At 60.2% G+C, this 23,982-nt stretch carries 20 protein-coding genes and 1 tRNA gene; 10 read left to right on the forward strand and 11 right to left on the reverse strand.

Annotated elements, in window-relative coordinates; translation table 11 throughout:
* Positions 1 to 41 precede the first annotated feature (41 nt).
* A complete protein-coding gene (gene glmU, locus E4M07_RS06130; RefSeq protein ID WP_136657371.1) occupies positions 42 to 1,403 on the reverse strand; it encodes a bifunctional UDP-N-acetylglucosamine diphosphorylase/glucosamine-1-phosphate N-acetyltransferase GlmU in 1,362 nt (453 codons plus the stop codon).
* A gap of 97 nt (positions 1,404 to 1,500) precedes the next feature.
* Here glmU and E4M07_RS06135 point away from each other — a divergent pair, with 97 nt between their 5' ends.
* Positions 1,501 to 2,430, forward strand: a complete 930-nt coding sequence (locus tag E4M07_RS06135; protein WP_136657372.1) for a DMT family transporter — start codon at positions 1,501 to 1,503, stop codon at positions 2,428 to 2,430.
* 7 nt (positions 2,431 to 2,437) lie between these two features.
* Here the strand turns inward: E4M07_RS06135 and E4M07_RS06140 are convergent, their stop codons facing one another.
* On the reverse strand, positions 2,438 to 3,181 hold the full coding sequence (locus E4M07_RS06140; protein ID WP_136657373.1) for a cytochrome c biogenesis CcdA family protein: 744 nt from the start codon (positions 3,179 to 3,181) through the stop codon (positions 2,438 to 2,440).
* A gap of 184 nt (positions 3,182 to 3,365) precedes the next feature.
* Between E4M07_RS06140 and E4M07_RS06145 the strand changes: the two genes are divergently transcribed.
* Positions 3,366 to 3,441 (forward strand) — tRNA-Lys (locus E4M07_RS06145).
* A gap of 121 nt (positions 3,442 to 3,562) precedes the next feature.
* Here E4M07_RS06145 and E4M07_RS06150 read toward each other — a convergent pair.
* Both E4M07_RS06150 and E4M07_RS06155 read right to left on the reverse strand, forming a co-directional pair.
* Positions 3,563 to 3,961, reverse strand: a complete 399-nt coding sequence (locus tag E4M07_RS06150; protein WP_136657374.1) for a nuclear transport factor 2 family protein — start codon at positions 3,959 to 3,961, stop codon at positions 3,563 to 3,565.
* A gap of 178 nt (positions 3,962 to 4,139) precedes the next feature.
* Complete coding sequence (locus E4M07_RS06155) at positions 4,140 to 4,532, reverse strand: DUF2147 domain-containing protein (RefSeq protein ID WP_136657375.1); 393 nt, start codon at positions 4,530 to 4,532, stop codon at positions 4,140 to 4,142.
* A 213-nt stretch (positions 4,533 to 4,745) separates the two neighbouring features.
* On the opposite strand from E4M07_RS06155, the gene E4M07_RS06160 reads away from it, so the two are divergent.
* Complete coding sequence (locus tag E4M07_RS06160; protein WP_169054103.1) at positions 4,746 to 5,465, forward strand: GntR family transcriptional regulator; 720 nt, start codon at positions 4,746 to 4,748, stop codon at positions 5,463 to 5,465.
* Here E4M07_RS06160 and E4M07_RS06165 read toward each other — a convergent pair whose 3' ends face one another.
* The gene (locus E4M07_RS06165) at positions 5,466 to 6,362 is read right to left on the reverse strand and encodes a helix-turn-helix transcriptional regulator (protein WP_246660369.1); all 897 of its coding nucleotides are present in this window, start codon (positions 6,360 to 6,362) and stop codon (positions 5,466 to 5,468) included.
* A gap of 177 nt (positions 6,363 to 6,539) precedes the next feature.
* Between E4M07_RS06165 and E4M07_RS06170 the strand changes: the two genes are divergently transcribed.
* Genes E4M07_RS06170 through E4M07_RS06180 form a run of 3 tightly spaced genes read left to right on the forward strand, consistent with a single transcriptional unit; the run spans position 6,540 to position 9,520 of the window.
* Positions 6,540 to 7,382 carry a fatty acid desaturase gene (locus E4M07_RS06170; protein ID WP_206057178.1) on the forward strand — a complete coding sequence of 281 codons (843 nt, stop codon included), beginning with the start codon at positions 6,540 to 6,542 and terminating at the stop codon, positions 7,380 to 7,382.
* Positions 7,382 to 8,173, forward strand: a complete 792-nt coding sequence (locus E4M07_RS06175) for a PhnD/SsuA/transferrin family substrate-binding protein (protein WP_136657379.1) — start codon at positions 7,382 to 7,384, stop codon at positions 8,171 to 8,173. The genes E4M07_RS06170 and E4M07_RS06175 overlap by 1 nt, the downstream gene beginning before the upstream one ends.
* Before the next feature lie 33 nt (positions 8,174 to 8,206).
* The gene (locus tag E4M07_RS06180) at positions 8,207 to 9,520 is read left to right on the forward strand and encodes an FAD-dependent oxidoreductase (RefSeq protein WP_136657380.1); all 1,314 of its coding nucleotides are present in this window, start codon (positions 8,207 to 8,209) and stop codon (positions 9,518 to 9,520) included.
* On the opposite strand, the gene E4M07_RS06185 is transcribed toward E4M07_RS06180, so the two are convergent.
* Both E4M07_RS06185 and E4M07_RS06190 read right to left on the reverse strand, forming a co-directional pair.
* Positions 9,490 to 10,347 carry an FkbM family methyltransferase gene (locus tag E4M07_RS06185; protein WP_169054104.1) on the reverse strand — a complete coding sequence of 286 codons (858 nt, stop codon included), beginning with the start codon at positions 10,345 to 10,347 and terminating at the stop codon, positions 9,490 to 9,492. The genes E4M07_RS06180 and E4M07_RS06185 overlap by 31 nt on opposite strands.
* Positions 10,348 to 10,451: 104 nt before the next feature.
* A complete protein-coding gene (locus tag E4M07_RS06190) occupies positions 10,452 to 12,902 on the reverse strand; it encodes a mechanosensitive ion channel family protein (protein ID WP_169054105.1) in 2,451 nt (816 codons plus the stop codon).
* A gap of 304 nt (positions 12,903 to 13,206) precedes the next feature.
* Here E4M07_RS06190 and E4M07_RS06195 point away from each other — a divergent pair, with 304 nt between their 5' ends.
* The 4 genes from E4M07_RS06195 to E4M07_RS06210 are packed head-to-tail and all read left to right on the forward strand — an operon-like array spanning position 13,207 to position 17,946.
* On the forward strand, positions 13,207 to 14,412 hold the full coding sequence (locus E4M07_RS06195; RefSeq protein ID WP_136657383.1) for a glycosyltransferase: 1,206 nt from the start codon (positions 13,207 to 13,209) through the stop codon (positions 14,410 to 14,412).
* Positions 14,412 to 15,671, forward strand: coding sequence for a glycosyltransferase family 4 protein (locus E4M07_RS06200; protein ID WP_136657384.1), 1,260 nt, complete (start codon positions 14,412 to 14,414; stop codon positions 15,669 to 15,671). Before E4M07_RS06195 ends, E4M07_RS06200 begins: the two co-directional genes overlap by 1 nt.
* Complete coding sequence (locus E4M07_RS06205) at positions 15,668 to 16,828, forward strand: glycosyltransferase (protein ID WP_136657385.1); 1,161 nt, start codon at positions 15,668 to 15,670, stop codon at positions 16,826 to 16,828. Before E4M07_RS06200 ends, E4M07_RS06205 begins: the two co-directional genes overlap by 4 nt.
* A complete protein-coding gene (locus tag E4M07_RS06210) occupies positions 16,828 to 17,946 on the forward strand; it encodes a glycosyltransferase family 4 protein (protein WP_136657386.1) in 1,119 nt (372 codons plus the stop codon). The genes E4M07_RS06205 and E4M07_RS06210 overlap by 1 nt, the downstream gene beginning before the upstream one ends.
* Here E4M07_RS06210 and E4M07_RS06215 read toward each other — a convergent pair.
* From E4M07_RS06215 to E4M07_RS06230, 4 genes are read right to left on the reverse strand one after another with little or no spacing between them, the layout of a single operon-like run.
* Positions 17,940 to 19,118: an ABC transporter permease gene (locus E4M07_RS06215; RefSeq protein ID WP_136657387.1), complete on the reverse strand. Its 1,179-nt coding sequence runs from the start codon at positions 19,116 to 19,118 to the stop codon at positions 17,940 to 17,942. The two genes, E4M07_RS06210 and E4M07_RS06215, sit on opposite strands and share 7 nt — an antisense overlap.
* Positions 19,115 to 20,113, reverse strand: coding sequence for an ABC transporter permease (locus tag E4M07_RS06220; RefSeq protein ID WP_136657388.1), 999 nt, complete (start codon positions 20,111 to 20,113; stop codon positions 19,115 to 19,117). Before E4M07_RS06220 ends, E4M07_RS06215 begins: the two co-directional genes overlap by 4 nt.
* Before the next feature lie 8 nt (positions 20,114 to 20,121).
* Positions 20,122 to 22,035, reverse strand: a complete 1,914-nt coding sequence (locus E4M07_RS06225) for an ABC transporter substrate-binding protein (protein ID WP_206057179.1) — start codon at positions 22,033 to 22,035, stop codon at positions 20,122 to 20,124.
* Positions 22,032 to 23,933: an ABC transporter ATP-binding protein gene (locus tag E4M07_RS06230; protein WP_136657389.1), complete on the reverse strand. Its 1,902-nt coding sequence runs from the start codon at positions 23,931 to 23,933 to the stop codon at positions 22,032 to 22,034. The genes E4M07_RS06225 and E4M07_RS06230 overlap by 4 nt, the downstream gene beginning before the upstream one ends.
* Between the last annotated feature and the right edge of the window lie 49 nt (positions 23,934 to 23,982).

The following is a 23,982-nucleotide window of genomic DNA, read 5'->3' on the forward strand; positions in this document are numbered from 1 at the left end:
GGTAAAATCTGATTTTATGAACAAATACAGGCAAAAAGAGCCTAATTTCCAGTCTTTTGCCGCCGTTCCTTGTCGAGTTTCAGGCGTTCGCGGAGCTTCTTGCCAAGTCCATCCTTGTTTACCTGCTGGGCGCGGCCGAAGGCCAGAGCGTCGTCCGGGACATCGCTCGTGATGACACTTCCCGAAGCCACATAGGCATCTTTACCGACCGATACCGGCGCGACGAGCGACGAATTCGAGCCGATGAAGGCACCCTCCTCGATCGTCGTTTTGTGCTTGTTGAAACCATCGTAGTTGCAGGTAATGGTGCCGGCGCCGATATTGGCGTCCGCACCGATTTCCGCATCGCCCACATAGGTCAGGTGATTGACCTTCGAACCGGCGCCGATCGCCGCGTTCTTGACTTCGCAGAAATTGCCGACCTTCGCGCCCGGATGGAGGTCCGCGCCAGGCCGCAGCCGCGCGAACGGTCCGACTGAGCATCCGCTTTCCACCGTGGCGCCTTCCAGATGGCTGAACGCGTGAACGGTGGCGCCGCTGCGGATAGTGACACCCGGTCCGAAAACAATGTTCGGCTCGAGAACCGTATCCGCCTCGATCAGCGTGTCGTGGCTTAAAAAAACAGTTTCCGGCGCGCGCATCGTTACACCGGCCATCATCAGGTCGTGGCGCTTTCGCGCCTGCCAAATCGCTTCCACCCGTGCGAGGCCGGCGCGCGTGTCGACACCGAGTATCTCCTCGGCGCCGGCTTCGACGGCGACGACCGAGCCGCCATTTTCGCGCGCGATGGCGACGATATCGGTGAGATAGAATTCGCCTTTCGCGTTGTCGTTGCCGACAGTATCGAGCAATGCCAGGGCCTTGCTGCCGGCGATCGCCATCATGCCGCCATTGCAGAAGGTGATCTCGCGCTCCGCTTCGCTCGCGTCGCGGTGTTCCCGGATGGCGACAAGCTGATCGCCTTCTTCTATCAGACGGCCATAGCCGTGCGGTTTGTCGGTCCGAAATCCCATGACGACGACATCGGCCCCTTCCGCCAATGACCGCCTGGCATTCGAAAGCGTCTCCGATGTAATCAGTGGGGTGTCGCCGAAGACGACAAGAATGTCGTCGAAACCACGCGCGATCGCCTCGCGCGCCGCAAGCACCGCGTGCGCGGTGCCGAGCCGCTCGGTCTGCTCGAACGTGTCAACGGGAAGACCGGTATCGGCGGCGGCACTGACCGTGTCGGCATCGCGACCGACAACCAGCGCGACGGCATCGACCGCGGCCGACTGTGCAGCACCGACCACGTGGGCAACCATCGGCAGATTGCCCACCTCGTGCAGAACCTTGGATGTGGCGGATTTCATCCGCGTGCCTTCGCCCGCCGCAAGCACCACCGCCAGACAACTGCGCGCCATTGCATTCTCCATTTCGGGTTCTTTTGTTGCCGCAAATCCTATACAGGACGTCTAAAGAATTTGTTCTTATTGCGAAAGCCCGGTCCTTCCCGAACCCATGACATCCTCCGAACAGCCGGTCGGCACGTCCTCCCTGCGCATGCCGGCCGCCTACGCCGTTATGCTGATCACGCCCTTGCTGTTCGCCAGCAACGGCGTCATCGGACGCGCAACGGTGGCAGAGGTTGCACCCTTTACGCTCGCCTTCCTGCGCTGGGGCGCCTGCGCGCTGATCCTGCTGCCTTTCGTTCTGAGGTCGGGCCGCGCCTGTCTCGAACTGGTCAAGGAGCGCCCGGGAACCCTGCTGGCACTCGGGTTTCTCGGCATGTGGCTTTCGGGCGCCGGATTCTACGTATCCCTGCAGTTCACGACGGCGACGAATGCAACGATGATCTATACGACGTCGCCCCTGTTCATCATCCTTCTCGAGCGGATCCTTTTCGCGCGGGCAATCCGTGGCCGCGAAGTGGCCGGAATCGTCGTTTCCTTCATCGGCGTTGCTGCAATTCTGTTTCAGGGCAGCATCCTGAGGCTGATATCCGGTTCGCTCAATCCCGGCGATATAGGTGTCGTCATCGCCGCGGCGTCCTGGGCCGGCTACTCGATCATCTTTCGCGGGCCGCGCCTTTCACGCCTGCCAATCATGGCGCTATTCGGACTGGTTTGCGCATCCGGCGCATTGCTGCTCCTGCCGGTTGCCGCCTACGAATTCCTGTCCGGCGCCCGTATGCCTTCAACCGGTGCGGCGTGGCAGGGCATAGCCGGCATCATCGTGTTCTCGTCCCTTCTTGCCTTTTCCGGATTTCAGCTTGGGCTGCGCATGATGGGCGCGTCGGTGACCGGCATATTCATGTATCTGATGCCGGTTTACGGCGTCGTCCTTGCCACCATCTTTCTTGGCGAGCGGCTGCAGTTCCATCACGTTGCGGGCATTGTCCTGGTGCTTGGCGGCGTGCTGCTGGCCACCCTGCCGGCGCGTCGGAGATGAGGCGTCCTCAGCCGATCCTCGACAGGATGGGAAACGCGTCCTGGATCCAGTAGGCAACGTACGAGATGCCGCCGGTGAGGAAAAGCAGGCCGGTCAGGACGAGCAGTCCACCCATGGCCCTTTCGACATTGCCGAGATGCTCACGGAACCGCTTCAGGAAACGCATGAAAACGCCTGAGAATCCGGCCGCGATCCAGAATGGAATTGCAAGGCCCAGGGAATAGGCGGCGAGCAGTATGGCGCCCTCGCCAACCGTGTCGCGCGCGCCGGCGACGCCGAGGATGGCACCGAGAACGGGGCCGATGCACGGTGTCCAGCCGAAGGCGAAGGCCAGGCCCATAATGTAGGCGCCGGTAAAGGTGGCAGGCGTGCCGCCGCCCTGGAATCGCGCCTCGCGGGAAAGCAGTCCGATCCGGAACAGGCCGAGGAAATGAAGTCCCATGATAATGATGACGACCCCGGCGATCTGGGCCAGGATGACACTGTGGGCGCGCAGCAAGGCACCTATGGTGGACGCGCCCGCGCCAAGGGCAATGAACACGGTCGAGAAGCCGAGCGTGAAGAACAGCGAGGCCAGCATGACCGAGCGGCGGACGTCGACATTGCTCTCCCGACCGTTCTGGAAATCCTCGATGCTGACACCCGCCATATAGCAGAGATAAGGCGGCACAAGCGGCAGTACGCACGGCGACAGGAAGGAAAGTCCGCCGGCGAAAATGGCGACCAGGATTGAAATATCCGCGATGCTCAAATGTCTTTTCCGCTTTGTTTCACGACCTCTAATAGGATGCTTGGCGATCACGCGCCAGTCACCTTTTTGCGTGGTGAAATGAATTTCCCAAAAGAAGCAGAATCATGTCATTTTGCAGTTGACCCGGTCAGACGGCATGCATATGTTCCGCGCAATTCTTGAGGGCGGCCGTCGGGCCCTTCGGGAGCCGATAGCTCAGCTGGTAGAGCAACTGACTTTTAATCAGTAGGTCCAGGGTTCGAACCCCTGTCGGCTCACCAAATATTCTCAAATAAAACCATAACCTTAAGCAATAGCAGACCGCGGCGCCGCCAGTTTCGGATTGGTGATGTTGATTCGTATCCGCTTTGTGCGTTCGGCGGCCTCATCCTGCAGCGCGTCCTACGCAAGAACCCTTCGCAGTAAATCCGTATCGAGATAGGCGACAATCTCCACAATACGACGCTCCCGCATGACCATTGCCCAACAATAGGTCTGATCGTACCTAACCCCGGATTGTGAAACCCCGCTGCTTTCAAAGCGAAGGAACAACTTGTCTCGCTCGCCTGCGAGATCGACGAACGTGGTCGTCAGTTTGCCAGCCAGTCGAGCGAGAAGCGGGCCAAAAGCATGATCGATAAGGTCCTGCTTCGAATGATAAACACCCGATACCGGAGTGGTTCCGATGACGGTCCAATGGACGTCATCGGCAATCAACTCGAAAAACGGACCGCTATCGCCGCTCTCCCAGGGGCGAAACGCCTCGCGAACGAGCCGCTTATTGTCTTCGGTCGTCGACATCCTTCACCTCCGAAATTTCAGAATTGCCAGCCGGAGATACCAACGGATTCCGCAAGTAGCATGCGGCCTCTTTTTGCCCGTATTTTGTGCTGCCGTGGCAGCGCAATGCCAGGGCCAGGGTTTTCGACGCCAGTGGGAGCCGCGCCGAACCGGCAGAGTGCGGTATGGAGCGATCCCGCTACTCCACCCGGGTCCATTCCTGCGAGCGGCAGATCGGGCCCTTGCAGCCTGAAACGGTGAGCTTGCCGCCATCCAGTGACAGTTTGCCGTTTGCCGTGACGTTCGCGTCGGGCGACCAGATCTTGCCGCCGTCCCATTTGCCGGCACCGTCGGGCTTCATGTCCCAGATCATCTGCTTTCCGTCGTTCTTGTAACCAGAAACGGCCTTGCCGTCAGAGGTATAGGCGCCAGCGATGGTGCCGCACAGACTGGCGCCGCACGGTTCAATCTTGACCTGCAGGTAACCGCCGTTCGAGGCGGACTGCGTACGCCAGAGGCCCGTGGCATCCGTTGCCGAGGCCGCTGTTGCGGTGAGCAGTGTCGTCAGGAGTGCGATCGTCGTTCTTTTCATCCTGGATCTTCCGTGTTTGGATTCGTTTGCGGACCATCACTAAACGACAATTGCGCCAGGTTTTGTACCATTGCCGATCCGTGACCGTTTAAAAGTTTCAGCCCCTGTTGTCTCAGATCAAGGAAAACTGGTAGCTTTGCCTATTTATTATGCAAAATGTGCAAATTGCGCATAACGCACAGATACGGCCTGGCGACTATTTTAGGAACCGTAATGGGAACGGACACGATAAGCGACGATGCCGGCTCACTGCCGGATATTTTTCTGACGAGCGATGACAACAGCCCCTGGCGCAAGCGTTTCGATCAGATCCACATGGCACTCAGGCAGCGCATTACGACATTGCAATACGAGCCGGGCACCCGGCTTGACGTCGACCGCCTGAGCGAGGAATTCGGGGTCAGCAGGACTCCGGTGCGCAACGTGCTTCAGCGGATGGACCAGGAAGGCCTTGTCGTTACACGGCACGGGGTCGGAACAATCGTCGCCCCGCTCGACCTGGAACAGGCGCGCCAGGCGGTGCAGATGCGCATCGAACTGGCGCCGCTGATCGGGGTGCTCGACCCGCATCCGATCGACGAGGCGACCGTTTCGGCAATTCACGACGCCCGCGAGACCTACGGCAAAATCATGCAGCGGCCCGATCCGGCGTTCTTTGCCAATGCCGATATGAAACTGCACACGGCCATTTGCCGCATCATCGGCAATCCGTTGCTGCTGCGCACCTATGACGAACTCTATTACCGCACGGCGCGGCTGTGGTTCCACTACCTGCCACAGCGTGACCGGTCGGAAGAGGTCACGATCTTCCTGAGTGACATCGACCTGATCGTCGCGGCGGCGGAATTCCGTGATGCCAAGGGCGTCGGCTTTGCATCGCGAAATGCGATCTACAACGCGTTCGCACGGCTCGACCGCTTCATTCAGTCATAGTCAATTGTCGCTGGGCAGTTCGCTCGAGAGACCGACGATGAACTCGGACACCCGGTCGGGACCGTAGCGGGCGATGCGGATCAACTGGTCGAAATGGCCGGCCAGCGCACGGATGTGTTCGACCGAATTTACCACCAGATACATGTTGCCCAGATAGACCGCGGCGCGCAGCGGGCCGAACAGCGTGTAAGGGGCCGCATAGGCTTCCCTGCCGTCGTAGAGGAACAAACGAAAGGTGGGATAGAGCTCCGTTATGAGGGCCACCATGTGATCGAGCTGTTCGCGCCGTATGTCCTCGGGAAGGCCGCGCCAGACCCCCTGCCCCCTGGCGAACTCCTGCAGCCGCTGCAACGGCATGCAGACCTCCATGTCGGTCTCCGGCCGCCGTGAATAGATGAGCTGGTCCTTGGCCAGCTGGTCGCGCACCTGCCGGTCGTCACGATCGTGGGTGTAGAATTCGTAGTTGCGTACCGATTCCGTGCGCAGGAGATCAGGCAGCGCGCTCGGTACGTAGCGGATCTTGTAACCCATTGCCTCACGGTGCCACTCGGCGATCATGCGGCTGCCGGTATCGTCGGTGACCCGTTCGACCTCGAGCATGGGCGCGGTCTCCTCGCCGAACGTGTCGGCGGCGATCAGTCCCATCAGCCAGTCGAGCGACACGCCGCAGGTGCGGGCGATCGCGCACAGGGTTTCGGCCCGCGGAAGGCGGGTGGAGCCGGGCGCGAGGAACTGGCTGAGTGCCGAGCGGTCAATGCCGATGCTCTTGGCGAAGCGGCTGAGATTGAACCCCTTTTGGGCAATCAGGAGGGCCATGCGGTCGCGAAAGACCTCGGCGACGTCCCGCTTGTCTGTGTATTCTGTCTCCATGTGTTGTGTAATATCACGATTATTCATTTATTTCTATTTTCCACACAATCAAAATCGCATTCTCATTTTTATTCGCGCATTCCCACATTGTCTATGGCGGATGGTTATGACCATTATCACGCCGTGTTTTTTGGGGACAAAGGAATGATTCTTAAAGATAAAACGGAGTGGCGAACGGCCGCTCTCATTGCAATTTGTTATATATTGTGGGCCGCACTTGTTTTCGGCCTGGCCGCATACGCACCGATCCTGGCCGCCATACTGACAATTCCGGTCATCACGCTGCACTCGTCCTTGCAGCATGAATGCCTGCACGGGCATCCGTTTCGTCACGTCTGGGCAAATGACGCGATCGTTCTGCCACCCATCGGCCTTTACATCCCGTATCTCCGTTTCAAGGACGTGCATCTGGAACACCACCAGAACGCCCGCATATGCGATCCGTATGACGACCCGGAAAGCTGGTACCTGGAACAGGATTTCTGGCAGCGCCTGCCGCGGTGGGTCAAACTTGTCTTTGAAGCCAACAATACGCTCATCGGCCGCATGCTTCTCGGTCCGACCATCGCGCTAATCCGGCTTGTGATTTCGGATGGCAGAGCCATCGTCGGGGGCGACCGCAGGGTCGCGCTCGCCTGGGCCGTGCACGCGATCCTGGTCCCGCCGGTCCTGCTGGCGATCTACCTGTGGTCCGCCATACCGCTGCCGGTGTACCTGGCCTGCGCCTACATGGGCCTGTCTCTCCTCATGGTCCGCACGTACCTGGAGCACCAGGCGGAAGAAACGCTGCGCGGCCGCTCGGTCATCATCGAGGACCGCGGCCCGTTCAGCCTGCTGTTTCTCAACAACAACCTGCATGCAGTTCACCATGCCTATCCTGCGGTGGCATGGCACCAGTTGCCGTCGCTCTACCGCCGCAACCGGGCGCGGTTCCTTGCCATGAACAAGGGCTACTTCTTCAAGAGCTACGGCGAGATATTCCGGCGGTTCGCGTTCCACCGCAAGGAACCTGTGGTCTATCCGATCGAAACCGGGCAGCGGCACTGATGGCGGCTGACGGGTTCGTCGCAACCCTGCCCATGTATGACTGGCCGGAAGTTCACGCCGCGAACGATCATTACTGGAACTGCCTGCGGGACAGCCTGCGCGACCACGGCTTTCCGGCACCCGATCGCCTCGAACGAGACGTGTCAGCCACCGAGCTTTGGCGCAATCCGGGGCTTGTGCTCGGACAGACATGCGGGTTGCCGCTGGTGCGCGATCTGCTCCGGCACGTTTCCGTCGTCGGGACACCGGCCTACGACATCGATTGTGGTGCCGGCAGCTATTTCAGCGTCATCGTCGTACGCCGCGAAAGCGCTTACGCGAACATAGAGGATCTGAAGGGCAGCCGGCTGGCCTTCAACAGCCCCTGCTCGCAGTCCGGTTGCGCGGCGCTTGCGTACCATCTGCGCAATCTTGCCAAGGATGGGCAGGTGTTCTCGTCGACGGTGCAAAGCGGTTCGCATCGCGGTTCCATCCGGATGGTGGCGGGCAAGGAAGCCGACGTTGCCGCCATCGATGCCGTCGCATGGCGCCTTGCGGAGCGGCATGAAGCGGCCGCCGCGGAACTGCGGGTGCTGGCGGTGACCGATCCGTTGCCCGGACTGCCGATGATCTGTGCCCGGCGCGGCGAGTGGTCGGCGGACCGGATGCATCTGGCCGTCGTCGAGGCCATGGCCGCGCTGGAGCCGGACATTGCCGACACGCTGCTTCTGAACGGCTTTGCGCAGTTGAAGAGTTCGGACTATGCAGTAATCGCGAACCGCGCGGAAATAGCGAATTCCGTCGCACTCTAGTGCCCGCGCCGACCGAACAGGAAAGAACCGCACATGCCCGCACATTCGTCCTATGACGCCATCATTATCGGCGCCGGCGTCATCGGCGCCTGTACCGCTTACGAACTGGCCAGGAAGGGCTTGCGGACCCTTTCCATCGACAAGCTGCCGGAGGCCGGTTACGGCTCGACCTCCGGATCGTGCGCGATCATCCGGACCTACTATTCGGCGCTGGAATCCTGCGCCATCGCCTATGAAGGCTGGCACTACTGGAAAGACTGGCAAAACTACGTCGGCGTCACGGACGAAAAAGGTCTCATAAAGTACCACAATACCGGCTGCCTGGTGATCAAGACCGAACACAACCACCATCTGGATCGGGTCTGCGCCATGATGGACCGGATCGGCTGTCCCTACGAACACGTCGCCGTTTCGGACATCGCACAACGCATGCCGAACGCCGATACCCGGCAATACGAGCCGGCAAAGCGTCCCGATGACGAGGGTTTCGGACAGCCAACGGGCCCGAGCGTCGAAGGTGCGGTGTTCTTTCCGAACGGCGGTTACGTCAACGATCCGAAACTCTCGGCCCACAACGTGCAGCGTGCCGCAGAGGCACACGGCGCCGAGTTCCTGTTCAACCGTGCGGTGGTCGAGGTGCTGAAGTCCTCGGACCGCGTCTGCGGTGTCCTACTGGATGACGGCAGTCGGATCGAAGCGCCGGTCGTGGTCAACGTCGCAGGTCCGCACTCGTCGAAAATCAACGCTATGGCGGGCGTCGATGGCGGCATGAATATTTCAACACGGGCGCTTCGCCACGAGGTCGCCCATGTGCCGGCGCCGAAAGGCGTCGATTTCGAGAACGAGGGTGTCGTCTATTCGGACAGCGATATCCAGACCTACTGCCGCCCAGAGATCGGCAACCACATACTCATCGGATCCGAGGATCCCGAGTGCGATGTGAAGGAATGGATCGACGATCCGGACAATTTCGACGACAGCTTTTCAGAACAGTGGAACGTGCTGGTGATGCGGATGGCGCAGAGGATGCCGGACCTTCATATTCCCGGCAAGGCGCGGGGCGTAGTTGCTCTCTACGACGTCACCGAAGACTGGATGCCGATCTACGACCGCAGCGATCTGGGCGGGTTCTACATGGCGGTGGGCACCAGCGGCAACCAGTACAAGAACGCCCCGGTCGCCGGAAAGATGATGGCGGCCCTGATAGAAGCCTGCGAGAACGGCCATGACCATGACCGGGACCCGGTCCGTTTTCATCTCGACCATCTGGATATGGATATTTCGCTCGGTGCCTTCTCCCGCCTGCGCGAGATCAATCAGGATTCGAGCTTTTCCGTCATCGGGTGAAGCATGAGCAGGTTTTCACCCGTGTTTGCGGCGATCCGATATCCGAGATGCTTCAGCCGGCTGACGCAATCGTCCTCCCAAAGCTGCCGGAGCACCGTTTCCAGCAGTATCGCCCGCGGCCAACAGGACTGATGCTTGAGCGACAGCAGCGGAAATAGCGCACGGTCCTCGAAGCCTTCTATATCGATCTTCAAAAGGTCGATCCGCTCGATCAGCCTTGTTTTCAGCGCTTCCGCGAGCGGAGCGACCTTGACGTCGACGAACTGATGGTCCGTGGCCGCTTCCGGCAGGATGGACGCGGTTCCGATATTCGTTCCGCCGCTGGAATATAGCCGCATCCGCGCCTTTTGCCTGCCGACGCCCTGGTTGATCGCTTCGATGGACGAAAAACCGTTGGCGCGGACGTTGAATGTCAGCTTGCTGAATGTCCTCGGATGCGGCTCGAATGCAAGGATTGTCGCATTGTCCCCGCACTGGCTGGCCACAAAAAGGCTGTAGCTTCCGACATTCGCCCCAATATCGACGAAGACCATGCCGGGCTTGAGAAGCGGTCTGATCACATCGCGTTCCGGCACTTCGGGAAGATTGCCGCGGCCGACCGCGGTCCTGTCATCGTAGTTCTCGAGCGGATAGGCGCGCATCAGCACACCTTCGACCTTCACGTCGTAGGGGCCGGGAAAACGCCGGGCGATGTTCTTGCGGATAAATTTGCGGCGCTGCCGGTCTATTTTCCGGTGCGTCGCCAGTTTCCACACAAGCCGCGGCAGGTAACCGGGCTTGTGCGCGCCGAAGTCGGAAATAAGGTCAAGTTCCCGCTCCTTTATCAACCACAGCCCCCGCGCCATCCCAAGACATCAGCGGACTTTCGCCGAGTCCGTCGCGATTTACAACAGAAAGCTTCGCGATCCGTGAATTCGTATCCGCAGGCCCGTCAGCGTTCCGATGCCGCCACCTTTGAAGAATCCGGCGCGCCGCCCCGTGCCCTTTGCGCATCCTCCTCGTCGATGACGCTGCGTACCGATCCGGTGATCGCTTCCTTCTGCTGCGGCGTCAGGTTGTCCGCCTGCCCCTCTTCGGCAAGCCGTACGGTAACCTCGCGGTGCGCAAACGTGATCCCCTCCTTCTCGAACAGGTCCCTGATCGCGCCGTAGATGACTTTCCGTGTCACGAACTGGTCGCCCGGGCGGGTCATGAATTTGACCCTTATGATCATCGCCGAGTCCTCCATGGAGTAGACGCCCTGGGATTTCAACGGCTGCAGGAACAGGTGGCCGATCTGATCGTGTTCGAGTAGCTCCTGGCCGAGCTTCTTGATCAGCTTGCGCACGCGTTCAACATCGGTGCCGTAGGTCAGCCGCAGGGGGAGCTTCATCATCACCCAGTCGCGCGAGTAATTGGTCAGTTGCTTGATTTCGCCGAAGGGTATGGTGTGGACCGCCCCGAGGTGGTGGCGCAACTGGAAGGACCGCATGGAGATTTTTTCGATGACGCCCTTGACCGTGCCAACCTCGATATATTCGCCCTTGCGGAAGGCATCGTCGACCAGGAAGAACACGCCCGAGAAGATGTCGCGGATCAGGGTCTGCGCGCCGAAGCCGATGGCAAGGCCGACCACCCCGGCGCCGGCAAACAGCGGCGCGATGTTGACGCCCCAGTCGGAGAGGATGAACGCAGCCGACACCATGACCAGCAACACGATGAAAACGCTGCGGAAAATGGGAAGCAGCGTCGCCATGCGCGATTCACCAGTGCCGCCCTCGCTGTCCCCCTCGCCCGGGCTCGCCGGCGTGTTGTCGAGCGAACCGCCCTCCTCGATGATCTTCTGGTCGATGAAGAGATTGACGGCCTGGTAGGCCAGGTAGGTGTAGACCACGATGAGGATGCTATCGAGGATCGTCGCCAGCGGGTGACCGCCCACACGGTCATAATTGACGCCCCACAGACGTCCGAGCTCTCCGACCGCAAAGACAAATATCAGCGTGACGATGGCGTTCTCGATCAGCCGCTTGAAAAGCGGCTTGTACTCAAGGTCTATATCCTCATCCACGGGCGGCTCGACATGGTGGACGATCATCTCTTCGCCCTCGCCGATCATCGCTTCCGCATCGACCTCGGCTTCCGCGGCAATGCGTTCCGCCGCCTCGCGACGGCGCGCATCGGCGCGGGCGCGCCGAAGCTTGATGATCTGCATGTGCCGATAGTTCTTCGCGCGCCGTTCATAGATGCGGTCGAGCACGACAATGGCGATGGCGTACGCCACCGCACCGCCGATGAACACGATGATGGGCGCCATTATGATGATGTAGCCGCCGGGCAGTCCCAGCGACAGCCGGAAGGAACTCACCACCCAGGAGACAACGATGTAGAGCAGCAAAAGCGGCGTCGTCGCCCGCGCAGCGAAGTTGCGCCAAGGAGGAACCACGCCGTCCCTGCCGACACCGCAGACGATGTCGTAGGTATCCTTGCGGTGGATGATGGTCAGCGTAGCCATGAGTATGCAGGCGATGCCAAGGCCGCCGATGGCCAAGAGGCGATAGCTGTCATTGTCTATGCCGAGACCGCGCACCCAGGCGATGATGCCGAGGATGTAGCTGGATGCCAGGATGACATAGATCCAGTCGTTGTAGAGCTTGCGCGCCCGCTTGTCGTCGAGATTGATCATGCGGTGCGTCGGAAGGTCCGGCGCGAAGAAGTTCAGCATTATCACGTATCTGAGTATGCGGTAGCTCGCATATATGGCGACGATCGTGAAAATCGTCATGCGCGACGGCTCGTGCTCGTAGTCGAGCACGACCGCCACCAGGATCGCGACGGAAAACATGATGGCCGTCGAGAACAGGATCAATCCGCCGCGCAGCATCAGATAGGTCAGCTTGTCAGCGCGGGTCAGGTCCTCCGACTTGTAGTAACCGGCAAACTGATCGCGGATCCAGCGCCCGACCACCTTGTAGATAGCAAGCCCGAGGACCATTCCGAACAAGGCTGTTCCGACCGCCCAGGCAAGCCACCACGGCGCTCCGTCGGGGCTCGCACGCTCGAGCGCTTCCACCAGCCGTTCCCGGAAATCGCCGGCTTCAATCAGCATGTGCCTGACATTCTTGCGTGCCATCAACAGCATCTCACTGCTCATGGCCATTTCCATCGTGTTCTCGTCTCCTGCGGCCGCAGCCGATGGCGGCGCTATGACGATGACCGTCGACCCCTCGGCCTTGGCATCCTCGATGAGGGTGTTCAGGGCGTCGGTCTCGGTCTTTTCAGAGCCCGTTTCGCCGGCGACGGACTGCAGCAGGGATGATTGCGCGTGGCCTGCCTGTGCTGCCAAAAGGAGCAGCACCACGGCCGCAAGCACTGTGTTGAACAACAATTTCGATGTGGAATTCATGGTGTCACCCGCTGCCGGCGCCGCATTCACCGGCCTTTTTTCGCACATTATCAGCCTGTTGCCGCGTAAAACCAGTCGAATCGGTTTGTCGCCCCTGTCAACTTGGTTCACATTAGCGCAAAAGGACCGTGACATATGAAACGCAACCGCCTATGTACGATTCAGCGAAATCCGGGCTTTTCCCTTTGTTAAGGCCCTGTCAGGATCGAGGATTTAAAATAGCGTCGGCGCGGACAATCCGCGCAAGGCCTGGCAATCTGCGATAAACCAAGGTTTAAACTCCGAACATGGCAAGTTGGCACCCGTGAGCACCGCTGCGCACCTCATACTCTACAGCCACGACACCTTTGGTCTTGGTCATATAAGGCGCAACCGAAAAATAGCGCGCTCGCTGGTCGATGCTTTTCCCGGACTGGACGCCACCATTATCACCGGTTCTGGCCTGTCGGGCGAATATGCCAGCCATCCGCGCATACGGTTCGTCGAAATAGACCAGGTCGAAAAACAGCCGGACGGCCAATACCGCGCCGCCAATGCGCAGATGAGCCTCTCGCAGGTCATCGAGGCACGCCGTTCGGTCATTTTGGATTTCATACACAAACACCCCGCGGACATTTTCATTGCCGACAAGGAGCCGCTCGGACTGTGCGGCGAACTGACGGACGCACTCGGCCACATGAAAGCACGCGGCACGACGCTGATCCTGGGTTTGCGCGACGTTCTCGACGAGGCCGAGAAACTAAAAAAAGAATGGAAAAACAAAGGCATATATGGCGCCATAGAAGGCCTTTACGATCAGATCTGGATTTACGGGTCCGAGGATTTCTACAATCCCCTCGCCCATCTCGACCTGCCACAGTCCGTGCTTAGTCGCTGCAGCTATACCGGTTACCTCTACCAGCCGCATCCCGAATTCGAGCAGGTGCCGGTCCCCGGATTGCCGGAGGAGTATCTGCTTGTGACCGCTGGCGGCGGCGGCGACGGCGATTTCCTGATGAATGCTGTGCTGAATGCCTATGAGCACGATGCGACCATACCCTGCCCCGCCGTACTGCTGCTCGGCCCGTTCTCCGGCGCACAGCACGAGAAACAGATCAGGGCGCGGGCGGAGCGGATCGACGGTGTCCAGGTGATCGGCTTCAACACCGAACCCGAGGCGCTGATCCGACAGTCCAAGGCCGTCATCGGCATGTGCGGGTACAATACGTTCTGCGAAGTCGTTGCCCGCGAAAAACGGGTTCTGTTCGTTCCCCGCCAAACACCGCGCATGGAGCAATTGATCCGGGCGGAACGCGCCCGTGAGCTCGGACTTTGCGAGGTCGTGCGGGCCGAGGATGCGACCGATCCCGATGGATTCGCGTCCGCCATACGCGCATTGATCGCGGATGCCGACAAGCCCGGACAGGGCTATTGTTTCGATTCTTCGGGCCTGGAGCGGATCTGCCGCAAAGTCGGTTCCATACTCGAAATGCGGAGCAAAGCACCTTTCGAGGTGGAGAATGTGGGATAATGGGCGGGAATATCGTCGTCGTCCTGAAAGGTTATCCGCGGCTTTCCGAAACATTCATCGCCCAGGAACTGCTTGAACTCGAGTGGGCCGGATACAATCTGCATCTGTTTTCCCTGAGACGCCCGACAGACACGTCGCGCCATCCCATCCATTCGGAAATCAAGGCCAGGATCACGTATCTGCCCGAATATCTGCATGAAGCGCCGCTGCGCGTCCTTCGCGGCTGGCTGTCAGCCCGGAAGAAACCGGGCTACAAAGCGGCGCTGCGGACATTCCTGAAGGACCTGAAACGGGACCGGACCCGCAACCGGATCCGGCGCTTCGGACAGGCCCTTGTCCTTGCCCGCGAACTGCCCGGCGACACGGACTGGCTCTATGCGCATTTTATCCACACGCCCGGCTCCGTCGCTTATTACGCGCACACCATGACTGGCACCGGCTGGAGCTGTTCCGCGCATGCCAAGGACATATGGACGTCTCCGGACTGGGAACTGTCGGAAAAACTCGACAATGCCACTTGGACCGTCACCTGCACTCGCAGCGGCTTTGAGCACCTGGAGGCGCTTGCAGGCAACAAGAACTCCGTTCACCTGGTCCACCACGGTATCGACCTCAGCCGGTTTCCGCCGCCGGAGAATTCCGCTTCGGTTCGTGACGGCAGCCGGGTGGACGATCCGGTCCGTATCATCACGGTCGGGCGGGCGGTGGCAAAAAAGGGCATCGACACGCTGCTCGATGCCCTGGCGATGCTTCCGAGCGACCTGCACTGGAAGTGGACCCATATCGGCGGTGGTGTTTTGTACAAGCAGCTTGCCGAACAGATCGAAAGGCTGGGCCTGTCTGACCGGGCGGAAATGATCGGCGCGAAACCGCAGGAATTCGTGTTGCGGACATACCGGGAGAGCGATTTGTTCGTCCTGCCCTGCCGCATCGCCAAGGATGGCGACCGCGACGGTTTGCCGAATGTCCTCGTTGAGGCCCAGAGCCAGGGCCTTGCGTGCGTTTCGTCTCCGATTTCCGGTATTGTCGAGCTGATCGAGGACGGCGAGAACGGATTGCTGGTTCCGCCGGACAACGCACGGGATCTGGCGCGCGCAATAGAAAGTCTCGCGCGCGATCCCTCAATGCGCCAGCGCATGGGTGCCGCAGGTGCGCGCAAAGTCGCGACCGGCTTTGACCATCGCGGCGAGATAACGAAGCTGCTCGCACTGTTTGAAGAGGTCGGGGTGGAAGCAGGCTATCAAGAAGCGGCCCAATGAGATCGCAGCCGACAGTCCTTTACTATGTGCAGCACCTGCTTGGCGTCGGCCACGTGTTCCGAACGATGCGGATCGTAGCGGTGCTGGTGCGAAACGGGTTCCATGTGGAACTGATCCATGGCGGCGAAAAACTGCCGTATTTCGACGGTCACGGCGCGCGCATCCATTTCCTTCCCTCGCTGACTTCCGCCAGGGGCGACTTTTCCAATCTGATTACCGAAGACGGGAGCGTCGCCGACGATAAATACCGTGCCGGCCGCCGCGACACGGTGCTGCAGATCCTGGCGGATTGCCGGCCCGATATCATCGTGACCGAGGCGTTTCCCTTCGGCCGGCGGCAAATGCACTTCGAGCTGCTGCCGCTCATGGATGCGGCGGCCGCAATGCAACCGAGGCCGAAAATCTTCGCGTCGGTCCGCGACATCTTGCAGGAAGGGAACAAGACCTCAAAGGACCGACAGAGCGTCGAACTCCTGCAGCGCTATTTCGACGGCGTTCTCGTCCATGGCGATGAAAACCTGATCGACCTTTCGGCGACCTTTCCGTTCACTTCCGAAATCGCCGGGCTGTTGCGCTATACCGGCATCGTAACTCCCGATAGGTCGGTTCCGACCCTCGACTCCCAAGAGCAGTTCGATGTCGTCGTGTCCGCCGGCGGCGGGCTGTTGGGCCGCGAACTGCTGTTGGCGGCGGCGGAAGCCAAATCCGCCTCGCCGCTCAAGGACGCGCAATGGTGCCTGCTGACGGGCCCCTACATGGATATCGCCGACCGCGACCGACTTGACCGCTTCGGCATCACGGTCCGTGAGTTCGTACCCGATCTCTTCCGCATGCTCCTAAGTGCGCGTTTGTCGATTTCCCTCGCCGGATACAACACGGTCGCCGATATCATGGCTGCCGGCTGCCGCTCCATCATAGCCCCGCAGTGGAACGACAAGGAGACCGAACAGCTCCGCCGGGCGCAGCTTCTCGATGCACGCGGACTGGCGGTCATGCTGTCCCATGAGGACAAGACTCCTTCCGCCGTTTGCTCCGCGATCGTGAGAGCACTCGATGCGCCACCGCCGGATTGGGCGAGCATCCGCCAGGACGGCGCGGAGCAGTCGGTGCGGTTTTTGAGGCAGGCGCTGGAGGCTGCGCCGGAAAAGGTGCGCTAGTGGCTGCTAAGGTCGCCTTTTACGCCCCGCTGAAGTCGCCCGATCATCCCATTCCATCCGGCGACCGGGAAATCGCGCGGCTGATGATGCGTGCACTTGGCATCGCCGGCTACGACGTCAGCCTGATCTCGGAGGTGATCAGCTACCAGAAACGGCCCGCCGCGGAACTCTACGACAAGCGCCGGTCGGATGTGACCGCCGAGAGAACAAGGATCGAGCGGCTGTGGCGGGACGATCCGCCCAGCATTCCGGATCTCTGGTTCACCTATCACCCCTACTGCAAGTCACCGGACTGGCTCGGATCGCCCCTTTGCCGCCAATTCGGCATTCCTTATGTGACCGCGGAAGCCTGCAGGACGCGCCAGGGCGGTCCGGCAGACTGGCTGGAGGGCAGAGCCGCGACACAAGAGGCCGTGCGCCAGGCGGCGGCGAATTTCGTGCTCAAGGACAGCGACTGGCAATATCTCGAGACCTTCCTGCCGGACATGTCCGCGGCTGTCCGCATCCCGCCCTTTCTGGACATGTCCGCATTGCCCCCGGTGGGTGAGACGGGAGCGGCGGCGGACGTGCCGCGGCTTCTGGCGGCCGGGATGATGCGGCCCGGCGCGAAGATGCGCAGCTACACGCTTCTTGCCGAGGCACTTGCCAAACTGGAGGACGCCTCCTGGACCCTGACCGTCGCCGGCGAAGGTCCGGAACGGGATGTGATCGAACGGTTTCCCGTCTTCGCCGACCCGGGCCGGGTGGAATTTCGCGGCAGCGTCGCGCATGAGGACATGTTCACGCTCTTCGACGAAAGCGACGTCTTCATCTGGCCCGGCATCGGCGAGGCGATTGGCCTGGTCTACCTCGAGGCACAGGCCCGCGGCCTGCCGGTGGTGGCGTTCGAGACCGCGGGCGTTCCGCTGGTGGTCGCCAACGATGTCGGCGGCCTGCTTGTACCGGAGGACGATACGGGTGCCTTTGCCGAGGCCCTGGCGGGCCTGCTCAAGGAACCGCAACTGCGCGCGCGGCTCGGCCAACGAGGCCAGCAATATGTGCGAGACCACCACGACGTCCCCGCCGTGGCGGCGATCTTCAAAACGACCCTCGATCCGCTGATTATGCGGAATCAGTGATAGGGGTCGGCCGCGTCCCGCAGCCCGTCACCCATGAAATTAAACGCCAGGATAACGAGGATCACCGGCACGACCGGCAGGATCAGCCACGGATAAAGCACGACCACGTTGATATTCTGCGCTTCGTTCAGGAGCACGCCCCAACTGGTGACCGGCGGACGCAACCCGAGACCGAGGAAGCTGAGCGAAGTTTCGCCGAGGATCATGGCCGGAATAGTGATGGTTGCCGAAGCGATGAGGTGGCTCATGAAGCCGGGAATGAGATGCCGAATGATGATGCGGCGTGGCTTTGCGCCGAGGAGCTGGGACGCCAGCACATAGTCTTCCTCGCGCAATGACAGCAATTTCGAGCGCACGGCGCGGGCCAGTCCCGTCCAGTCCAGCAGCCCGAGAATGACCGTTATGCCGAAATAGATCAGGATTGGGCTCCAGGTGACCGGAAGAATAGCCGCCAGCGCCATCCACAAGGGTATGCTCGGGATCGACTGCAACACCTCGATAATGCGCTGTACGACGACATCGACCCAGCCGCCGTAATATCCGGCAAGCCCGCCGATGGTGATGCCGAGCACGAAACTCACGGCAATCCCGATCAGGCCGATGGTGATTGAAATTCGCGCACCGTAAATAATGCGCGAGAACATGTCCCGGCCGAGCCGGTCCGTCCCGAGCAGGAAGAACGTGCCCCCCTCCTCAACGCAGAAAAGGTGCCTGTTCCCTTCAATCAGCCCCCAGAGCTTGTACTGATCGCCCTTGCAGAAAAAGTTGATGGCGTAGCTCTTGTCGAGGTTGGCCGCGTATTCGCGCTTCATCGTGTTGAGGTCGAGGGTGCGAACGCGCTGGTAGACCCTGGGTCCGACGAATTTGCCGTCCTCGAACAGATGGATGCCTTGCGGCGGCGCGTAGATACTATCGATGTGCCGGTGCGCCAGATCATAGGGCGCAAAGAACTCCGCAAAGGCGATGACGAAGTAGCAGAACAGCAGGAAGACGGACGAATAGACCGCGAGCCGGTGGCGCTTGAACTTCCACCAGATCAACTGGCGCTGAGACGCGAAGTAGTACTTCTCCTGTTCCGGCGTCAGTTTTTCCGCGGCCAGCGGATCGAAGGGATCGGAAGATACGAAATGCCCAAGCGGCTCGCCGGGCTTGGGAAGGGAGGAATCGCTCATTTCTGCGCCTTCCCCTGCAGCCGGATGCGCGGGTCGAGGATGACCAGTGCGATATCGGAAATCAGAACGCCGATGACGGTGAGCACGGCCAGGAACATCAGGAATGTGCCGGCCAGGTACATGTCCTGGCTCTGCAATGCCGAGATGAGCAGCGGCCCGGTCGTCTCAAGCGACAGCACGATCGCAACAACCTCTGCGCCCGATACGATGGCCGGCAGGATGTTGCCGATATCGGCGATGAAGAAATTCAGCGACATGCGGAACGGATATTTAAGGACGGCGCGGACCGGCGGAACACCCTTGGCGCGCGCGGTAATGACATATTGCTTCTTGAGCTCGTCGAGCAGATTGGCGCGAATGCGCCGGATCATGGCGGCGGTGCCGGCCGTGCCGATGACAATGACCGGGATGACCATGTGCTCCATGATCGAGCCGAATTTCGCAAGGCTCATGGGCTCGTTGATGTATTCGGGGTCCATCAGCCCGCCGATCGAGGTTCCGAACCAGACCTTGGCGAAATACATCATGACCAATGCGAGCAGGAAATTCGGCGTCGCCAGTCCGAGCAGGCCGATAAAGGTAAAGCCGTAGTCGCCCATGGAGTACTTGTGGGTCGCGGAGTAGATGCCGATCGGGAACGCGACGACCCAGGTGAATATGATCGTCACGAAGGACAGGAGCATGGTCAGGAACAGCCGGCTCCCGATGAGCTCCGATACCGGGCGTTCATATTCGAAGGAGTAGCCGAAATCCCCGTGGAACATGCCCCAGACCCACTGGAAATAGCGCTGCCACACGGGCTTGTCGAAGCCGTACTCGACCCTGAGATACTCGATCTTTTTCGGATCGACCGTCTCGCCGGACGCCTCCAGCTCGGCGACATAGCTTTCGAAAAAGTCGCCCGGCGGCAGTTCGACGATCGTGTAGATCAGCACGCTCGCGATCGCGAGCGTGGGGATCATGGCCACAAAACGCAGAAATATGTATTTCAGCATCTAATGACTTATTCCTCGAACCAGAATGTCTCTGGACGGTAAATTCCGAAAAACGAGGACGGCGACCAGGCCCAGACGCCCTCCTGCGGCACGTTCTGGAGCTTGTCGTTGACGACAACAGGCTGGATAACCTCGCGCGTTGTCCCGATGGAGAAGACTTCCTCGGAGTAGATCTCAAGCATCTCCGACCAGATCGATTCACGCTGGGCGAAATTGGTCGAGGCACGCCACATCTCGTAGAGTTCGAGCAGCCGCTTGGCTGACGGAAGCGTCGGCGGCTCGCCTGCCTTTCCTCCCGTCTGTGTGTACTGGCCCCAAACCGGCCAGTTCGGCTGTGCCGGCGAAACCGGTGCCAGTTCCTCGGGATTGAGGTCGGGTGTCGCCAGGCCGATATTGAGACCTTTCGAAATCGTCATCATCGTTTCGCCCGTCAGGAAGCGGCGGCGGTGGATGTCGCGCTGCAGTGAGCGGCTGAAGGAACGGATGCCGAGCTGTTCCCAGTGATACCGGATCAGTTCCAGTGCATCGGTCTGTTCGGTGCTTTCCCCGGCGCTCTCGATGATGATTTCCATGGGCCTGCCGTCCGGAAGCAGACGGGTTCCCTGATCGTTTCGCTTGGCCAGGCCGATCTTGTCGAGCATGCTGTTGGCGAGATCGGGATCGTGCTGGGTCCAGTTGTGTGCCAGGCTCTCCTTGTACAGTGGGGACTGTTCCAGGACCGTGTCGCCGCCGACCTTCCCAAGACCGAAATACAGCTGTTCATTCAGCTCACTGCGATTGATGCCGATGGACAGTGCCCTGCGAAACTCGCGGTTCTGGAACAGGTCGCGCCAGACCGGGTCCTTGACGTTCAGGTTCGGATATATCGAAATCTGGGAGGCAATCCCGGCACGCCACGGCAACACGCGGTAGCCCTGTTTTTCCTCGCCTTCCTTGAGGAAGGTGAAGTTGTCGAAACGCAGATACCTTGCCTGAAGGTCGCTTTCGCCCGCGCCGGTCTTGGCGGGGACGATATCGGTCGAGCCCATCAGCAAAATCATTTCGTCAATGTAAGGAAGCTGCTGGCCGTTCGGGTCGACGCGATGGTAGTAGGGGTTGCGCTTGAAGACCACCCGTTTCGACGGACCTTCCGTCGTGTTGTGCCAAGGCTGCAGGGTCGGCGTTTCAGGATTTTCGGGCCGGTACTGCCGGCCGAGCGCCGTGTGCATCGCCGACCAGTTGCGGTATCCGAGGTCCGTGGCCTGCTTTTCCAGTTCCTCGCGGTCCCGGTAGTTCACGTGGAACTGCTTCATGTAATGCGCGGGCTTGTAGATATAGGTTGCCAACGGATAGGCGAGGCCCAGCGGGAATGCCGGATTGGGGTCCTCCCATGTGTAGCGGACCGTATGCTCGTCGATCACCTCGAACTTCGGCGGCTTGCCGTTGGACAAAAGAACCTGGGGAAGGCCCGAACGCGACAGCTCCTCGTTGTTCGCGACGTCCTCCCAGTAGTAACGGAAGTCCTCGGATGTAAATGGATGACCGTCGGACCATTTGTGGCCCTTGCGGATCTGCAGGGTGAATATGCGCCCCTCTTCGACTTCGAAGCTCTCGAGGATATCGGGCCTGAGCTCGAACTTGTCGTTGAAGCCGATCAGACGCGCATAGCCGTAAACGGTCATCATGCGGATGTCCTTGGCCTTGCCCATCAGCATTTCCAGGGAGCAGCAATAACGGCCGATGCTCTTTCCGCTGGAGGCGAAATCCACCACCAGTGGATTATCGGGAAGCCGCTCCTTCATAGGCGGCAGAGCGCCGGATTTTACCTCGGCTTCGAGAGACGGCGGTTCCTTCAGCATCGTGTCGGCGTGAACCGCGGTCAGTGCTGCCATCTGGATCAGGGCAATCAATGCCGCTGCGAATGTGAAATGCTTGAACATCATGCTACCAGCCTTGTTGTATCGCAGTTCGGCCGGACAAGGACGTAGTGTTCCTTGCCGACTTCCATCATTTCCATTTCGGCGCCCGGCCCTTCGGGGATGAACTGCTCATCCCAGTTTTCCTGGGCGCTGCTCGACAGTATGTCGGTGTTTCCCAGCGCCAGCGGGCAGGCTAGATCCGTCGTCGGAATGGACTGCAAGAGGTTGCGAGTATAAGGGTGTACCGGGTCCCGGAACAACACCTGCCCGGGCGCGATCTCCACGATGCGGCCGCGCCGCATTACCGCAACGCGATCAGCCACATAGTTCACAACCGCGAGGTTGTGGGAAATGAAAATAGAGGTGAGGTTCAGCTCGTGCTGGAGCCGCATCAGCAGGTTGAGGATCTGGGCCTGGACCGATACGTCGAGCGCTGAAACCGGCTCATCGCAGATCAGGAGATCGGGATCGAGAGCCAGCGCCCTGGCAATGCCGATGCGCTGGCGCTGACCGCCGGAGAAACTGTGCGGATAGCGGTTCAGAAAGGTCGGCGAAAGGCCGACCATGCTCATCAGTTCGCGGGCCCGTTCCATGCGCCACTGGCGGTTGCCCTGACGGTGGATCTCCAACGGCTCGGACAGGATATTCATGACCGTCGATCGCGGGCTGAGCGACGAAAACGGGTCCTGGAACACCATCTGGATCCGGCGCCGGATGTCGAAAAGCTCATGCGCTCTCACGGATGCCAGATCAACGTCCCTCGTTCCCTCGTTGAAGTAGATCGAGCCGCTGGACGGCGTGATCGCCCGCATGATCATTTTGCTGAGCGAGGTCTTGCCGCAGCCGCTCTCGCCGACGAGGCCGAAACACTCGCCGTAGCGCACCGAAAAACTGACATTGTCGACGGCGATGACCCGGTCCGCCTCGGAGCTGACGAGGCGGCTGCCCTTCTTCGACTCAAAGCTCTTCGACAGGTTGTTGATCCGCAAGATCAGGTCATCCGGCGCATGCTTTCTCTTGGCCGCACGTTCCTTGAAGGATTCGGGAAGCGGTTGCGTCACCTCGCGCAACGCGACGAGTTTCTCGCCGGGCTCCATCTCCAGCCGCGGGACCGCGGCCAGAAGCGCCTTCAGATAGGGATGTTCCGGCTTGTGGAAGATGTCTTCCAACGTGCCGGCTTCCATCAGGGTGCCGTGGTAAAGCACGAGTATCTCGTCGGCCATGTTGGCCACGACCCCAAGATCATGGGTAATCAGGAGCAGGGACATGCCGAGTTTCTGCTGCACATCCTTGAGGACCGCCAGAACCTGCGCCTGGACTGTCACGTCGAGCGCCGTCGTCGGCTCGTCGGCGATCAGCAGCGCCGGATTGCACACCAGAGCCATGGCGATCATCGCACGCTGACGCAACCCGCCGGACAATTCCATCGAGTACATGTTATAGGCGCGCGACGGGTTCGGAAAACCGACAAGGGCGAGCATCTGCTCGGTCAGGTCGCGGCATTCCTTCTTGCTGACGTCACGGTGCAGATAGAGCGCCTCGTCGATCTGATTGCCGACGGTGTGTACCGGCGACAGCGAGGTCATCGGCTCCTGAAAAATGATCGATATGCGCCCTCCCCGCAACTGGCGCATCTGTCGGCCGTCCCGGGGAAGCTGGACGATGTCGACCGGCTCGTCGCCATTCAGCGGATCGTAGAAATTGATCGATCCTCCGGTCACTTCCGCGATGTCGGGAAGGATACCCATGATCGTCTGGGCGATAATGGACTTGCCCGAGCCCGATTCCCCGACAAGCGCAACGGTCCTCCCCTTCGGAATGCGAAAACTGACGCCTTTTACTACATCGACCCGGTTTTCTCTCGAACCGATTGCCACCCGCAGGTTCTCAACGCGCAGCAAATCGGAAGCACTCTTATTCATTCAACAATTGTTCCCCTATCGGTCGGCGGCAGGATTTGTTTTTCTTCCG

Source organism: Nitratireductor sp. XY-223 (assembly GCF_004959855.1).
Taxonomy (GTDB): Bacteria; Pseudomonadota; Alphaproteobacteria; order Rhizobiales; family Rhizobiaceae; genus Hoeflea_A.